13 protein-coding genes are annotated in these 14,693 nt (G+C 75.6%); 4 read left to right on the top strand and 9 right to left on the bottom strand.

Going from position 1 to position 14,693, the window contains the following annotated elements; translation table 11 throughout:
- Positions 1 to 50 precede the first annotated feature (50 nt).
- From DK419_RS15835 to DK419_RS15795, 9 genes are all read right to left on the bottom strand, one after another.
- Positions 51 to 1,214 carry a hypothetical protein gene (locus DK419_RS15835; protein ID WP_208642202.1) on the bottom strand — a complete coding sequence of 388 codons (1,164 nt, stop codon included), beginning with the start codon at positions 1,212 to 1,214 and terminating at the stop codon, positions 51 to 53.
- Between the two features lie 7 nt (positions 1,215 to 1,221).
- Positions 1,222 to 1,746 carry a hypothetical protein gene (locus DK419_RS15830; RefSeq protein ID WP_109959922.1) on the bottom strand — a complete coding sequence of 175 codons (525 nt, stop codon included), beginning with the start codon at positions 1,744 to 1,746 and terminating at the stop codon, positions 1,222 to 1,224.
- Positions 1,743 to 3,149 carry a hypothetical protein gene (locus DK419_RS15825; protein WP_109959921.1) on the bottom strand — a complete coding sequence of 469 codons (1,407 nt, stop codon included), beginning with the start codon at positions 3,147 to 3,149 and terminating at the stop codon, positions 1,743 to 1,745. The genes DK419_RS15830 and DK419_RS15825 overlap by 4 nt, the downstream gene beginning before the upstream one ends.
- A 79-nt stretch (positions 3,150 to 3,228) precedes the next feature.
- Complete coding sequence (locus DK419_RS15820; RefSeq protein WP_109959920.1) at positions 3,229 to 3,726, bottom strand: hypothetical protein; 498 nt, start codon at positions 3,724 to 3,726, stop codon at positions 3,229 to 3,231.
- Positions 3,727 to 3,773: 47 nt separating this feature from the next.
- The gene (locus DK419_RS15815; RefSeq protein ID WP_109959919.1) at positions 3,774 to 5,117 is read right to left on the bottom strand and encodes a hypothetical protein; all 1,344 of its coding nucleotides are present in this window, start codon (positions 5,115 to 5,117) and stop codon (positions 3,774 to 3,776) included.
- Entirely contained in the window at positions 5,114 to 7,219 is a 2,106-nt protein-coding gene (locus tag DK419_RS15810) for a caspase family protein (protein WP_109959918.1), read from the bottom strand. Before DK419_RS15810 ends, DK419_RS15815 begins: the two co-directional genes overlap by 4 nt.
- A 202-nt stretch (positions 7,220 to 7,421) precedes the next feature.
- Positions 7,422 to 7,682, bottom strand: coding sequence for a hypothetical protein (locus tag DK419_RS15805; RefSeq protein ID WP_109959917.1), 261 nt, complete (start codon positions 7,680 to 7,682; stop codon positions 7,422 to 7,424).
- Positions 7,683 to 7,805: 123 nt separating this feature from the next.
- Complete coding sequence (locus DK419_RS15800; protein ID WP_109959916.1) at positions 7,806 to 8,237, bottom strand: hypothetical protein; 432 nt, start codon at positions 8,235 to 8,237, stop codon at positions 7,806 to 7,808.
- Between the two features lie 164 nt (positions 8,238 to 8,401).
- Positions 8,402 to 9,160 carry a hypothetical protein gene (locus DK419_RS15795; protein ID WP_245442463.1) on the bottom strand — a complete coding sequence of 253 codons (759 nt, stop codon included), beginning with the start codon at positions 9,158 to 9,160 and terminating at the stop codon, positions 8,402 to 8,404.
- 834 nt (positions 9,161 to 9,994) lie between these two features.
- On the opposite strand from DK419_RS15795, the gene DK419_RS15785 reads away from it, so the two are divergent.
- The 4 genes from DK419_RS15785 to DK419_RS15770 all read left to right on the top strand — a co-directional run bounded on the left by DK419_RS15785 (position 9,995) and on the right by DK419_RS15770 (position 14,577).
- Positions 9,995 to 12,136 carry a M48 family metalloprotease gene (locus tag DK419_RS15785; protein ID WP_483428679.1) on the top strand — a complete coding sequence of 714 codons (2,142 nt, stop codon included), beginning with the start codon at positions 9,995 to 9,997 and terminating at the stop codon, positions 12,134 to 12,136.
- 21 nt (positions 12,137 to 12,157) lie between these two features.
- Positions 12,158 to 12,676 (top strand): hypothetical protein, encoded by a 519-nt coding sequence (locus tag DK419_RS15780; protein WP_109959914.1) that lies wholly within the window; start codon positions 12,158 to 12,160, stop codon positions 12,674 to 12,676.
- A 349-nt stretch (positions 12,677 to 13,025) separates the two neighbouring features.
- Positions 13,026 to 13,535: an RNA polymerase sigma factor gene (locus DK419_RS15775; protein WP_109959913.1), complete on the top strand. Its 510-nt coding sequence runs from the start codon at positions 13,026 to 13,028 to the stop codon at positions 13,533 to 13,535.
- A 100-nt stretch (positions 13,536 to 13,635) separates the two neighbouring features.
- Positions 13,636 to 14,577, top strand: a complete 942-nt coding sequence (locus tag DK419_RS15770) for a FecR family protein (RefSeq protein WP_109962337.1) — start codon at positions 13,636 to 13,638, stop codon at positions 14,575 to 14,577.
- Positions 14,578 to 14,693 lie beyond the last annotated feature (116 nt).

The raw sequence follows: 14,693 nt of genomic DNA, 5'->3' as shown, positions 1-14,693 counted from the left end.
CCTGCCGGTCCGCAAGTCAAAACAAGTCGTTTCCGGGACGGGACAAGTCCTTATGGGACCAGGCCGTGGACGAGCCGATCGCCCGTACCCGCGGCGTTCGCCGCCGTCGGGTCCGTCATGACCTGGACCGTGTAGACGAGGTTTCGCCGGGCGCCCTCGCGCAGGAAGTAGGCCTGCGCGCCGTCGGGCAGCCCGGTCGGCGGCAGCGCGGCGGCGGCGAGCTCCGGGCCCACCGCCACTCGGGCACCGGGGACCGCGGAGCGGAAGGCGAGGCCGCACAGGTCCGGCGCGAGGCGGCTCGCCCGCAGCCGGCCGGGCGCCTCCGCCGGGACCGGGCGCCGCACGGGCGGATCCGCCCCGAAGGCGACGCGCCGGCAGGACGAGCCCGCCGGGGCGGCCAGCTCCTCCACCACGGCCGCGCTCCCCGCGGCCTCCGGCGCGGGGGCGACGGTTGGGCCGGGCTCGGCCGGGATGGACGCCGTGACGGCGACGACCGGCCGGTCCGCCTCCGGGCGTGCGCGAAGCACCGTATATCCGGCGGCGAGCGCCGTGGCGGCCAGAAGGGCGACGAGCGCGACGGGGAGGGCGGGGCGCCGCCCGGCCGCCGGGGCGGGGGAAGGCGCCGGCCGCGCCAGTGCCGCGAGGGCGGCCGGCACGTCCGCCGCCGGCAGGATCGCCGGCGGGCGCGCCCGCCCGAGGGCGCGAAACGCCCGCGCGGCCTCCGCCGCCTCGGGCCCGTCGGGCAGGAGGACCGCGAGGTCGGCCCGCGCCGCGGCCGCGAGCAGGTCGCGGGAGCGCGCGAGCTTGTCGAGGAGCGCGTAGTCGCCGGGCAGCACCGCGAGGTCGAGGTCGACCGCCCCCGTCGCCCACAGGACGAGGTCGGCCGCCTCCGGATCGGCGGTGAGGCTGTGCCCCCTCGCGACGAGGCCGTGGGCGAGGCAGACCGGCACCTCCCACGAGCGCCCGGCATCGAAGGAGCCGGAGAGCCGCAGCTCGTAGGGCCCCGCCTCTCGCCCCGCATCCCCGGCCGCGAGGTGCGACAGCGGCCCGCCGGACGCGGCGAGCCGCGCGTAGTCGCCCGACCAGGGCAGGGGCCGGTAATCGCCCGTCGCGAAGGCGGCGGAGGCCGGCAGGCCGGGGCGGCTCCTCAGGCTGCGCAGCACCACCGGACCGCCGGTCGTCGGCACCACGACCAGGATCGAGGCCGGCGTCATGGCGGCGTCACAGCAGGAACACCGCGCAGTCCCGGTCCTGCAGCATCGCGCCGAGCCGGGCCGCCTCCAGCACGCCCGGGTCGAGGGCGACGAGGATCGCGCCGTCGATCGCCGGCGGCAGGGCGAGCCGCACCGTCTCGTCGCCGAGCATCGCCTCGATGGCGCGCGGCGGCCGTGCGCCACTCCCGCGCAGCACCAGGAGCGGCGGCGCGTCCTCGTCCGCGGGCAGGATCTCGAGGGTGAAGGCGCCGACGCGGCGGGACGCGACCGCACCGTCCGAGGCCGCCGCCGCGAGCGGCGCGTGGGCGATCGCTTGGGCCCCGAGGAGCGCCCGGTAGCGCCGGGCGGTCGCGGGGTCGCCGCGGATCGCCCGCACCAGAGCGAGGTCGACCGGCCCGCCCGGCTCGCGGGCGGCGTGGGCCCACAGTTCCGCGGCGCCCGGGCGCCGGGACGTGTCGCGGGCGGGTTCGCCCGCCCGCATCAGGGCGCGGGCGGCGTGGATCTCGGCGAGCAGGCGCGCCTCGTCGCTCACGCGGTCGCCTCCGCGGGGTAGGCCTCGGCGAAAGCGTCGGCAAAGACGTCCCGGTCCGTCGCGAAGGCCGTATCGAGCGGCCGCTGCCGGGCGAGGCCGGCGATCGCGCGGGCGAGCCGGCCCGCCTCCTCGGCGAGCCGCAGCAGGGCCGCGTCCGCGGCGGCGAAACCCGCGGCGAGCCGGTCGGGGTCGTCGAAGCCGGCGCGCCGGACCCGGCGGATGTCGGCGAGTGCCGCCGCGAGGGTGTCGCGTGCCTCAGGGGAAAGGCCCTCGGTATCCGCCGGGACCCGGAGCGCCGCCGCGATCCGCAGCATCCGGTCGAGATGAGCGGTCAGCCCCGAGACCCGCTCGGCGAGCGCCGGATAGGTCTCGGCCTCGGCGCAGGCCGTGCGCTCGGCGATTCCCGCCCCGCCGCCGCCGCGGCGCAGACGGTTGGCGAGCCCGGACTGCACCCGCCCGAAGCTCGCGGCCCGCAGCGTCGTGAGCGGGCGGGTGCGGTGGAACGGCTCGAGGCGCAGGAACTCGGCGAGGTCGTCGCGCTCCGCCCCGGTCAGGATCTTCGGCCCGTCGGGCAGGGCGGCGAGCAGGGCCGCCAGGGTCTCGGCCGGCTCGGCGGCGGCGAGGTCGGCCAGCGAGGCGTCGAGCCGCTCCTCCCAGCCCTCGACTGCGTCGAGCGAGGAGGGCGCGGAGAGTTCCGCGAGGCCGCCGAGCAGGGCGGAGGCCGCCTCGAAGGTCACGAAATGCTCGGCGACCGTGCGGAAGCCCGGCCGCTCGCCCTCGCGCATCTGCCCGCGCCAGAACCCCAGGATGTCGTCGTCCGTGAAGGCGCGGCGCCCGTCGAGGAAGCCGAGGATCGCCCGGAAGCGCCGCTCCAGCGGGGCGAGCGGCAGGTGCGCGTGGCGATAGGCGGCGAGATGGCGTGCCAGGCGACGGCTCAAGGCGGCGGCACCCTCGGCGTCCGGCGCGGCGGCGAGGTCGTCGAGCCAGCCGGTGACGGCGGCGAACTGCGCCAGGTCCTCCGCCGTCAGCACGAACTCGGCGAGCGCCAGGAGCCGCGCGAGGCCGGACCAGGTCGTGCGCCAGCCCGTCTCCCCGTCCGGCAGGATCGGGCCGCGGGCATCGACCGCTTCGCCCGTGCCGGCGAACCGGGCCTCGAGCCGGTCGGCCCGGGCGAGCCCCGGATCGAGCGCGAGGGTGACGAGGTCGCGCCCGTCCCGGGCGCCGGTGAGCCGCGCCAGGGCGGCGAGCGCGTGGGCGAGGTCCCAGAGCGGCTTGTCGCGGTTCGGCCGCACCGCGCCGGCGACGACCCGGGCGAGCCAGGACCGGTCCTCGCGGGAGAGGTCGCGGCCCTCGGTCACGGCGGCGAGGTCGGCCGCGCAAGCTTCGTCGTATCCGCCGGTCATGCGCCCGCCCTCAGCCCCGCGCCCGTCCGTCCCTCACCGATATCGCCGGCTCGCCCGCCCGTCACCCCCGGGGCCACGGTCAGCGGCCGACGATGCGCGGCGCGATCCGGCGCGCCAGGATCTCGACCCGGCGCGCCGCCGCCTCGCGGCTGCCCGCCAGCGCCCGGATCGTCAGGAGGTCGCCGTCGCGCAGGATGATTGCGGTCGCCCCCGCGCTCGATCCGATGCCGTAGGTGGTGACCCACCCCACCGCCGGATCCACCGACAGGCCGGACAGCCGGCAATCCGGGCTGCGCGACCGGCAGATGGCCTCGAGCTCTGCCATCGAGGTCCGGCCCGCCCGCACCCGCTCCTCGGTCCCGTCGGCCCGGCGGCCGAGCAGCAGGTCGACCATCGGCGCGCCGTCGCAGGCCGTGCACATCAGGGTGAGCCGTTCCGGCGCGGCTCGCGCCGCGTAGCCCCGGCCGAGGGCCGCCGAGGCCTCGTCCGCCACCGCGGTGAGGTCGCGCAGCGCGAAGCCCCCGGCGCAGGCCGGCGCGGCCGAGAGGCACAGGAGGGCGGCGAGAAGGCTTCGCATCGGACACTCTCCCCGGGAGCGGGGGCGGTGGTGACCAGGCCGCCCCGTCATCGCACGACGATCCTGGCCGTCGCCTCGGTCACGCCCGGCACCGCCCGGATCCGCTCGACGAGGTCGAGCACCTCGGGCGGCGGGAGCAGGCGCGCCTCGCCGTCGGCGCCCGGCGCGGCGGAAAGCCAGCGCTCGGCGAGCTCCGGCGGCAGGCCGCCGGCGACGCCGAAGCAGGAGAACAGGTTCTCGAACGGGTCCCCGGCGACGATCTCGTCGAGGCCGTAGCCGCGCGGGTAGCGCTGCACGTCGCCGGCGGCGAGGGGCTTCAGCGAGGCGGCGTTGCCCCGCACCGGCAGCGCCACGAAGGCGGTTTCGTCCGGCGCCACCACCCAGCAATACAGGCTCTGGCGCGCCCGCGCGTCGATGCGCAGCTCCAGCCGCTGGCCGCGCGCGAATGGCGTGGCGGTGGCGGCGACCGCGAGCCGGCCGCCGTCGGTGCGCGCCGTCGCCGCGAGGTGGTCGAGGAAGGGGCGCGGGGTCGGGTCGCAGCCCAGGCCCTCGACGGCGATGCGCCGCCGCCCGGTCGGCGCCAGCACCGCGCCGTCGCGCTCGAACTCCACCTCCATCCAGGAGCGGCGCTCGCGGTCGGTGAGGAAGCGCCCGCGCGCCGTCACCGGACCGGCGCAGGCGGTGCCGGGCGGGCGGCGGCGCACCTCGAGGCGCGCGCCCTTGAGGATGCGGCTGGCCGAGCGCGCCTCGGCGTCGAGGGCGATGAGCAGGCGGTCGGTGAGCGCGCCGGCGCAGGTCGAGTGGCCGCCCTCGGCCTCGAACGGGCAGACCTCGATCGCCGCGACGTTCGGCGCCGACTGCCCGAAGGCCCGCACCGCCCGCTCCATCTCGGCATCGACATCGGCGACGCCGGCGCCGACGCGGATCGGGACCGTCAGGGGCTCGCTCGTCGCCTTGCAGGAGGCGCTGCGGGTGATCGCCTGGAGCCGGAACGCCGCACTCTCTCCGGCGCGGCGCGGCTCGACCAGGAACACGCTGGCATCCCCCGCGAAGGCGGCGCGGATCTGCGCCTCCGCCTCCGGGCCGGACAGGCCGGTCGTGCCCTCGCGCAGGGCCTTGACCCGCACCACGTCGGCGGCCGCGGCGAGGCGGACCCGGCCGGTCCCCTGGAGCCGGCTCTCGACCGCGAGGCGCACCTCCTCGGCCTGCTCGCGCGACCACGCGGTCTGGCCGGGCTCGGGCCCGATGACGGCGAGGGACAGGTCGGACCGCCCGGCGCAGGACGCGACCGCGTCGAGGAAGGGCGCCAGCGCGTCGGTGCCGGGATCGGCGCGGGCCGGCAGGGCGGCGGCGAGGAACGCGCCGAGCGACGCGGCGAGGAGGCGCCTCATTCCGCCTCGTTCGCCTTGGCGTACTGGTCGAGGGCGCGCACGAAGACCGGGTTGAAGCGTCCGTCGAGCGCGCCCGGATAATACTCGGCCTGCTTGATCGCGCGCTGCACGGTGCGGATCGTCTCGGGCTTGAGCTTCTGCGCCGCGGTGTCGGTGGCCGAGACCGCGGCGGCGCCGAGCTCGCCGCGTTTGAGCGCCCGCAGCACCATGTCGGCGGCGCTCACCCCGGGGAAGTAGTGGGCAAAGCCGTTGTCGATCAGGGCCGCCATCGTCGCCATCGCCACGGGATCGCCCTTCTCGGCCGCCTTGCGGAACAGGTCGAAGCCCTGGCGCAGGTCCCGCGGGAAGCCGTGGGCGCCGGTGGCGTAATGCGGCACGAGCTTGCTGATCGAGGGCACGTCGCCGCCCTCCGCGGCGCGCCGGTAGAGCGCCACCGCCGCGGCCTCGTTCTTCGGGACCCCGTTGCCGTATTCGAGCATGCGGGCGGCGTTGGCGAGCGCCACCACGTTGCCGGCCTCGCCGGCCTGGCGGTAGAGACGCAAGGCCTCGGCTTGCGAGCGCTTCACGCCCTGGCCGTTCTCGTAGAGCGTGGCGAGGTTGTTCATCGCCGCGATGCTCCCGGCCCCGGCCGCCCGGTCGTAAGCCGCGAACGCCTCCTTGGAACGGTCGGCCCGGTCGTAGGCGCGTCCGAGCTGGTAGGCGAGGCGTCGCAGGGACGGGTAGGCGGCAGACGCCCCGCGGCAGGCCTCGATCGCGGACGCGGCCTCGATCCGCCCGTACTTCACGCCCGGGACGGCTCTCGGCCGGTCGGGATCGTCGGAGCCGGCGGCGAGCGCGTCGCAGGTCTTCACCCGCGGATCGCCGCCCGGGTCGGCGCCGCCGAGGTAGCCTTGCGCCAGGCCGCGATAGGCGCAGGCCTCGGTGCAGGAATCGAGGTAGGCCTGGTACTGCCGCGTCGCGCCGAACCTCGCCCAGTTCTCCTGGTCGATCGCCGCCGCGTCGCGCTGCCGCCCGGCGAGCAGCCGGTCCATCGCCCGGGGCCGGTAGGCGCAGACCTCGCCGCAGGTGCCGACATACGCCTCGACGGCCTCGCGCGTGCCGGCGCCTTCCGCCCGGCGCCACGCCGCCTCGTCGCGCAAGGCCGCGACGCCCTTCGCCACCGCGTCCACGGGCAGCGAGGCCTCGAGCACGATCGGCGCGTCGTCGATCTCCGGCACCTGCTCGCGGCCGGAGGCGCGCCGCGCCGCCTCCTCGACCTCGCGCCTCAGGTAGCCCTTCAGCTCCGCCCAGGTGACCCGGCCGTCGCCGCCGCCCGGCCGGTCGCCCGCGTCGGCGAGGCCGGAGACGCCCATCAGGAACCGGCTGGTGAGGAGGCCCAGCCGATTGGCCTCGTCCCAGTTCGCCGGGCTCGCGCCCGAGGTCGCCACCAGCCGCACGATCCCGCTCTCCGCCTTCGGCCGGGCCGGGGCGAAACCGGGGGCCGAGACCGCGAGCAGGCTCTCGCCCTTCCGCCCGGTCTCGCCGGTGAAGCAGGCATCGACCATCACGACGAGCTGGCGCCCGGACCCGATCTTGCGCTTCACGAGGTCGAGGTTGCGGTAGAGCGTCTCGAGGGCGTAGCCGCTCTCGCCCTGGTTCGGGTTGCCGTCCTCCGGCAGGAGGAAGGGCTGGCGGCTGGCGAGGTCCGGCACGCCGTGGCCCGAATAATAGACGAAGACGTTCGAGCGCCCCTCGCGCACGCTGCGCCACAGCCGGCCGGATTGCGGATTGCGCTCGGTGCCGAACACCTGGTTGAACTCGTTGAGCGTCGCGTCCTTGAGGACGAAGACGTTGGCGTCGCGGTAGCCGAGGCGCTGGACGAGGTAGGCGCGCATCGCGTCGGCGTCGTTATGCGCGTAGTCGACCGGCACCGTCTGCTTGTAGCTGCGGTTGCCGATCACGACGGCGATCGAATCGCCGTTATCGGTGAAGGCGGAGGTTTCGGGAGCCTGCGCGTCGGGGGCGGCCCGGGCCGCGACCGGGGCGAGGAGCGCCGCCGCCTGCACCAGGAGGGCGAGAGCGGCGCGCGCGAGGCGCCGCCGCGACACCGGAGCCGTCGTCATGCGCGTTCTCCTTCCCCGAGGGCGGTGGGCTCCCGGCCGTCGATCCCCGGCGACCGGCGTTCCGGGCCGGGGGGCGGAACGGTGGAAACGAAAGCCGGCCGTTGCATGGCGCCGCGAGGGTCTAGCCGGCGACGAGAGCGAGGGCGAGGCTGAGAAGGGCGAGGTGGAGCGGCGAGAGGGTGGCGAGCATCGCGGGGCCTCCTCAGCGCAGGTAGAGGCCGCGCCCGCACCGGCGCACCCGCCGCGGCTCGATATAGCCCGTGACCCGGTTGAACACCTCGACCGTGCGGTAGAGGCAGTAGCGCCCGGAATCGCGGCCGTCGTAGTAGACCCCGCCGTTGTCGAGATCGACGCCGATGAACTCCTGGTTGCCGCGGCCCCCGTGAGCCTCGCCGTCCTGGGCGGTTCCCGGGACCGTGCAGCACATGAGGGCGAACGCGGCGAGGATCGTGGTCTTCGTCATGGCGCATCTCCGTTCGGGCGCTGTCCGCCCTCGTCGAGGCCATGGGCCGGCCAGACCGGTTTTCGCGGGCGGCGAGCGGGCAGGTCCGAAAAATTCTCGTCGATCGCGCGGAGGGACGCGGGCTCATCGGCCCGGCCCCCGCAGGTAGGCCCGGATCTGCCGGGCATAGTCGCGGGCGCCCCGCGCCTCCGGTCCGGTCCCGCGGGCGATCCGGTCGAGGGCCGCGAGCGCCGCGCGGCCGTGGCGCCGGCTGGCGAAGAGGGAAAGGCCCTGCTCGGCGACGAAGACGTCGAGCCCGGTGAGGCCGGCCACGCAGGCGAGGTAGGCGGCGGCGTTCTCGACCTGCCCCGGATCGAGGGCGAGCCGCTCGACCGAGGCCTCGCCGACGAGCGCCGGTGGATAGCGCGTCTCGAACGACGCCACGAGCGCGGAGCCGACCAGGGCGGAGGCGCGCACCTCGGCGCAGCCCGGCAGCGGAAGGCCGGCGACCGGCGCGGGCGCGGCCCGGGCGGGGCCGGGCAAGAAGAGGGCGAGCGCGAGGAGGGCGGCGCGCATCAGCGTGGGTACCCCACGACCCGCAGGCTCCGCCCGGTCCGCTCCATGGGAAAGCGGCCCAAAGCCGCGAGGCAGGCCTCCACGGCGTCGAGATCCTGCGCGATCTCCCGGGCGGCGAGCCGGCGCAGATGCCTGCTTATGGATGCTCATCGTCGCCGCCCCCGTCACGGCGTGCGCCGGTAGACGCCGCGGAACGTGACGTTCATGCCGCCGCAGGCGAGGTTGTCGTCGACGACGAGCCAGGGTCCGAGCCGCCGCAGCCAGACCTTGCAATCGGACTCGCCGCCCGTCTGCACCGGCAGGGTGCCGTTCTCGCCCATGGCGAAGCTGGCGGCGTCGCCGACGGGCACGACGGTGCCGGACATCTCGCCGGTATGGATCCCGCCGCGGCGGACCCGGTCGGGGTCGCCCCCGCCCCAGGTCGCATCGCCCGCGACGGCGAGCGTGCCGGGCTTGTCCCCGGGCGTCACCCGGATCTGCGCCTCCGCCTGCTTCCAGGTCCCGAGCCATCCCTCGACGGCGACCGGAGGCGCCGGCTCGACCGCCACCGCCTCGGCCGGGATCCAGCCGGTCCGCCCGACATCCTCGTCCTTCGCGCCGCGATAGCTGGCGCAGACGAAGGCGCCGCGGCGCTCGCCGAGGATCACGGCATCGCCGGTGACGAGGTAGGCCCGCTCGCGGCAGGCCGGGCCCGGATCGGGGCAGCCCGCGCGGGCAAGGCCGTCCTTGACGAAGGCGGTGCGGCCCGGGGCGGAGACTCGCCCCGGGGCGAGGACCGGGCCGGCGGAGAGGCTTGGCGCGCGCCGGCACTCGTTCTCCTCCGCCCGCGCGCCCCAGACGCCCGCCGCGCAGGCCAGGACCGCCAGCAGGACGGCGCGGCGCGCCCGGCGTGCGGTCGTGAGCCTGGGATGGACGGGTCTCATGGCGGGGGTATCCGGATGCGGGCGGCGGGCTGGCGGCTGCGCGAGGTCGCCGCCCGGGATGCCTGCCTCGACGCCGGCGGGGCGTGGCACGGTGGGGCATGGCGGGACGAGACCTGCCGGCGCTGACGGCGGCCCACCGGGGGCGCAGCACGCGCCGGACGGGCTCGCGCGACCCGGTGGCTGTGGCCGGTGAGCTCGCCGTGGGCGAGCACGGTGTGGGGCAGGGGCCGCTCGGCGGCCTCCCGCGGCAGGGTCCGGATCGCCTGGATAAAGATATCGCCCTGTCGCCACATGGCAGACTCCGCTGGTGGTCGAGATCAGCGAGCGGTTTCGCACCGACCGCTGATCCTTATCCGGCTGATGATCGCAGTGTGTGGCCAGTGGCGGCCGAGCCTCGATGCGCGAGGCCATCGGGATCGTCTGTCCTTCGTCACGCTAACCCGAGGATCGACTGGGGGTCAACCACGGTCGCACAACCGCTGCGATCAAGAGGTCGCACGCCCGACCGGGCCCGACAACGGGATCGCAACTCGCAGAATCCCGACGCCGAGCTCCTGGCGTCCCGACGCCCGGCGACGGGCCGCGGTCGGCCGCTTCTGCGACCGCCGGAAACATTCGGTTGACCTGCACGCTCATCCCGGTAGAAATCCTGCCACCAGCCGAGACGTCGGACGTGCTGCGCCCGATCTCCCGCCGTTTTTCCGGCCCTTCGACCGGCGCACCCTCGAGCGCGCCGCCCGATCGTCTTGCGATCGTCTGGCGTGTTCCATGCCGCATCGGCATCTGATCTCCCGCACCCAGGAGGCGACCATCCCCGAGGCACCGATTTCGCACGTGCCCTCGCGGTCGCGCGCCCTCGCCGGTCTGATCGCCGCCACCGTGCTTCTGCCGCTCGCCCTCCTGCTCCTCGGCCTGTGGGAGCGCCAGCGCGGCGCCGACGACCGGGCCGAGTTCGCGGCCGAGCACGAACGCCTCGCCCGGGTCGTGGCGGATCTCGAGGCGCGCACGCCGCGCGACGGGCGGCCCGATTTCCGCCTGCAGTTCCGCCACGACGGCCGAAACTACGGCGGTTCCCTCGCCGTGGTGAAGGCGCGCGAGGCCCGGGACGGGGCCGGAACGCTCGTCGCCGTGATGGAGTGGCGCCGCTGGCTGCCGCCGGTCGCGATCGCGGGCGGGGGGATCGCCGCCGGGCTCTCCCTCCTCGTGCTGCTCGCCGGGGCGTCGCTCGGGCGGCTCGGGCGCGGCTCGCGCGACGCCCTGGTGCGTGGCTTCTCGCTGGTGCGCCGCCTGTTGCCGGCGGCGCTCGCCGTCCAGATCCTGGCGGCGACCGTCGCCTTCGTCGCCGTCGTGGTGTTCGAGGCGGGGCTGCTCGTCCAGGGGGGCCTCTCCGGCGACGGGATGAAGCTCCTAGGCATCGCCGCCGTCGCGGTCGGCGCCACGCTCCTCGCGGCGGGCGGTGCCCTCCTCGGCCTGCGCCGCGCGCTCGGCGCCTTCGAGCCCGACCCGCTGCCGATCCTCGGCCGGCCGATCGCGCCCGCCGAGGCGCCGGGCCTGTGGCGCCTCGTCGAGGGCCTCGCCGAGCGGATGGGAGCGCTGAAGCCCGAGGCCGTGGTCGTCGGCCTGACGGACGGGTTCTTCGTCACCGCCGGGCCGGCGGTGCTGGAGCCCGGGGGCGCGCGGCTCTCGGGCCGCATCCTCTACCTGCCGCTGCCGCACCTCGCGCTGATGCGCGGCGACGAGGTCGCGGCGATCATCGCCCACGAGCTCGCGCACTATGCCGGCGGCGACACCGCCTACAGCCAGCGCTTCCTGCCGATCTATGCCGGGGTCGGCCGCTCCCTCGACGCGGTGGCGGCGCGCGAGCGCGGCGCCCTCGGCCTGCTCGGGCCGTCGCTGCGGCTCGGCCGGTTCGTGATGGAGCGCTTCCACCTCGCCGTGCGCCACTGGAGCCGGGTGCGCGAGTTCGCCGCCGACGCGGCGGGGGCCCGGGTGACCTCGACTGAGGCGGCGGCGCGGGCGCTCCTGCGCAGCGGCGCGGTCTCGACCCGCATCGCCGAGACCCTCGCCGCCGCGGCCGAGGCCCCGGATGCGGCGCCGCCCGACCTCGTGGCGGCCTCGCTCGACCGCGCGGTCGCCCGCGGCCTCGACGACCCGGCCCTCCACCTGGAGGCCGAGCAGGCCCATCCGACCGACACCCACCCGCCGACCCGCGAGCGCGTCGCCGCCCTCGGCCAGGCGCTCGATCCGGACCTGCTGGCCGCCGCCGGCCTCACGCCGCCGCCGCACGCCCTCGGGCAGCTCGCCGCCTACTTCGCCGACCCGGCCGGGCTGTGCCGGGCGGCGAGCGCGGATTTCCTCGGCGCGGTGCGCGAGCGCGACGCCGCGTTCCGCGCCCACCTGGAAGCGAGGGCCGCCGAGGTGGGCACCGAGGAGCGGGTGCTGCGCGCGAATTATCGTCCCCGCGGCCTCGTGCTGGCGGTGGCCGGCGGCCTCTTTGCCGTGGCGGCCCTGGGCATCGCCGTATTCGGCATCCCCGGGATCCTACCCCGGGAGGCCACCGTCGTCCTCGCCACGGCGCTCGGCATCGCCGTCCTGATGGGCGGGGCCGGAGCGTTCGTCCTGTCGCGGGGCGAGCCCGTCATCCTGGTCCTGAGGCCCGAAGGCCTGGCCGCGCCCGGGCTCGACCGGACGATCGCCTGGGACGACATCGCCGACCTCGACCTGACCGGGAGCCAGAGCGGCCTCGTCATGCGCGTGCTGCTGCCGCCGGCCGTGCCCTGGCCCGAGCGGCGGCCGGGCCGCCCCGCCGCGAAGCTCGACCCTGGGCGCCGCATCGTCACGCTGCCGCTTCCCATGCCGCGCGGGATGAACCCGCAGGGCTTCGCCGACCTGGTCGCCACCTACCAGGCGGCGGCGCAAGCCCGCTCGATCCTCGCCGGCAACGCCGCTGCCGTGCCGGCAAGCGAACCCGCCTGACGAAACACGCGAGAGGATTTCATGACCGGAGCGCCCGAGACCGCCTCGTCCTACCGCCCCGACGCCCTCCGGCTGCCGCCCCGGGGGCACGGGTGGATCAACACCTTCTGGGTCCTGTTCGGCGTGGTGGCGCTCGGGGGGATCCTGGTCGCCTGCGCGATCTACACGGCGCCGGCGGTGTTCTCCGACTGGCAGGTCCGCGCCGCGGCGCAGCCGGCCCCGAACGCCCGGGTGAGCGAGGGGAAGTGCAGCGCCAAGCTGATCATCCACATCTGCGACGCGACCCTCGCCCTGCGCACGCCGGCTGGAACGGTGACGCGGCGGGTGAACTACGTCTTCTCCGGCTTCCACGCCGGCGATTACCGCGTCGGGGTGATGGCCGATCCGGCGCGCCCCGACCTCGTCACCACCGATCTCGGCCTCGATCGGCTGTGGAACCGGACCCTCACCCTCCTGGTGATCGCGGGCGCGATCGCGGCCTGCATCGCCGGGGCGCTCATCTCGCTCGTGCGCAACCGTCGCGCCGCCTCGGCCGGCTGACGGGGGGCTGCCTGGAAAAATACGGTTCGAACCGAGCGCGGGATCCCCTCTCCCGAACGGGGCAGGGGGGAACGACCCCGACCTCCCGCCCGTGCCTCGCGCGGGTGGCGTTGCAGCGTTGCAACACCACTCGGCTTTCACGCTCCGCAGGCGGTACGGCCCCGCGCCGGTGAGGGATCCCGCGCGATTATTTCCGGCAGAAACACAAGGGCTTGCCTTGGCCCGGCCCGGACAGTTTAGAATAAGAAGAAATAGAGCAAATATTTTATCGATCATGATGCGCTTGTAAGAGCGTAACCAAGATGATTGCTTGATCAAGTGGAAATTTAGAGGTGTTCGGAGCTGGGGCATGCAGCCAGTATCGGTGGACGCGCTGCATCGGTGTCAGGGCGTGAGAATTCGGCGTTTCCTGACGCGCCTGCTCGGCAACCCGGCCGATGCCGCCGACGCCCACCAGGAGACCTACCTCCTGATGCTCGCGGCGCTCTCCCGGACGGAGATCGAGCAGCCCTCCGCCTTCCTGTTCCAGATCGCCGGCAACGTCGCCCGCCGGATGCGCAACCGGCGGCGGCTGGAGGGCACGATCTTCCAGCCCGTGAGCGACGCCGACTGGGCCGGCATCGCGGACGGCACCGCGCTTCCCGAGCGGCAGGCGATGGCCCGGCAGGACCTCAGGCGCCTCGCGACCGCCATCGACGAGCTTCCTCCGCGCTGCCGCGAGGCGTTCCTGCTCGCGCGCATCGAGGGGTTGCCGAACGGCGAGGTGGCCGCCCGGCTCGGCGTCAGCCGCAACATGGTCGAGAAGCACCTGATCAAGGCGCTCTTGCATTGCCGCCGACGGTGTGGCGACCTTTTCTGAGAGCCGACGTCAGGAGTTCGGCGGCTCGTTGATCTGAGAGCACAGGGACGCATCCTCGGGCCGGCCGGGCCTCGGCGGGGCCCCGGAGGGAGCCTTGGCCGTGGCCATCGACGACGGAACCGACGCGCGAGGCCCGGACCGCGAGGATCCGGTCGACGAGGCCGCCGCCGCCTGGGTCGTGCGCCTCTCCTCCTCCGACGCGACCGACGCGGACCGCGACGCCTTCGACGCCTGGCTCGCCGCCGATCCGGCCCATGCCGAGGCCTACGCCGAGATGGATGCGGTGTGGCACCGGCTCGGCCACCTCCCCGATGCGCGCAGGCGCCGCCTGCCGAAGGGGCCGGCCTGCCTCGCCGCGGCCTGCCTGCTCGGGGCGCTCCTCGCCGACCAGGCGGGCCTCGCCGACTGGCTGCGCGCCGACCTCTGGAGCGGCGTCGGGACGATCGGGCACGCGACGCTCTCCGACGGCAGCCGCGTCGACCTCAACAGCGGCACGGCGGTCGTCCTGCACTTCACCCCGTCCGAGCGCCGGGTCGCGCTCCTGCGCGGCGAGGCGGTGTTCGACGTGGCGCCGGACCCGGAGCGCCCCTTCGTGGTGCAGGGCGGCGGCGTGAGCGTCCGGGCGGTCGGCACGCTCTTCTTCGTGCGAGCCGATGCCGCCCCGACGCCGGTCGGCGTCGCGGAGGGCCGTGTCGAGGTGACGGCCGACGACCGGAGGCTGCCGGTCGCCGCCGGCGAGGCCCTGCGCCGGCAGGACGGGGCCGCCCCCGCCGTCGTCCAGGTGGATGTCGGCCGGGCCATGGCCTGGCGCGAGGGGCGCCTGACCTTCTCGGGCGAGCGCCTGGCGGACGTGCTGGCCGAACTCGCCCGCTACCGCCGCGGGCGCATCGTCCTCACCGACGCGCGGGCCGGCGAGCGGCGCGTCACCGGCGCGTTCGACCCGCGCGACACCGACGACGCCCTCGAGGCGATCGGGGCGAGCCTCGGTCTGCGCGTCACCCGGCTCACGCCCCTCCTCGTCCTGGTCGGATCGGGCCCGTAGAAATTTTTTCGGAAAAACGCGCGCTCCGACGTCAGGAGTTCGGCCTCCCGTTGATCTCAAGCCGGTGAGGGGACGAGAGCGCGCGAAACGCGCCGCCCCCACGAGCAGACGGACGG

Source organism: Methylobacterium terrae (assembly GCF_003173755.1).
Taxonomy (GTDB): domain Bacteria; phylum Pseudomonadota; class Alphaproteobacteria; order Rhizobiales; family Beijerinckiaceae; genus Methylobacterium; species Methylobacterium terrae.
The sequence above is the reverse complement of the archived record's forward strand: the minus strand, read 5'-3'. Positions and strand labels throughout refer to the sequence as shown.

Coding starts and splice junctions, on each gene's coding strand:
- DK419_RS15835 (WP_208642202.1), bottom strand. CDS start 1,214: ATGACGCCGGCCTCGATCCTGGTCGTGGTGCCGACGACCGGCGGTCCG.
- DK419_RS15825 (WP_109959921.1), bottom strand. CDS start 3,149: ATGACCGGCGGATACGACGAAGCTTGCGCGGCCGACCTCGCCGCCGTG.
- DK419_RS15820 (WP_109959920.1), bottom strand. CDS start 3,726: ATGCGAAGCCTTCTCGCCGCCCTCCTGTGCCTCTCGGCCGCGCCGGCC.
- DK419_RS15815 (WP_109959919.1), bottom strand. CDS start 5,117: ATGAGGCGCCTCCTCGCCGCGTCGCTCGGCGCGTTCCTCGCCGCCGCC.
- DK419_RS15810 (WP_109959918.1), bottom strand. CDS start 7,219: ATGACGACGGCTCCGGTGTCGCGGCGGCGCCTCGCGCGCGCCGCTCTC.
- DK419_RS15805 (WP_109959917.1), bottom strand. CDS start 7,682: ATGACGAAGACCACGATCCTCGCCGCGTTCGCCCTCATGTGCTGCACG.
- DK419_RS15800 (WP_109959916.1), bottom strand. CDS start 8,237: ATGCGCGCCGCCCTCCTCGCGCTCGCCCTCTTCTTGCCCGGCCCCGCC.
- DK419_RS15795 (WP_245442463.1), bottom strand. CDS start 9,160: ATGAGACCCGTCCATCCCAGGCTCACGACCGCACGCCGGGCGCGCCGC.
- DK419_RS15780 (WP_109959914.1), top strand. CDS start 12,158: ATGACCGGAGCGCCCGAGACCGCCTCGTCCTACCGCCCCGACGCCCTC.
- DK419_RS15775 (WP_109959913.1), top strand. CDS start 13,026: ATGCAGCCAGTATCGGTGGACGCGCTGCATCGGTGTCAGGGCGTGAGA.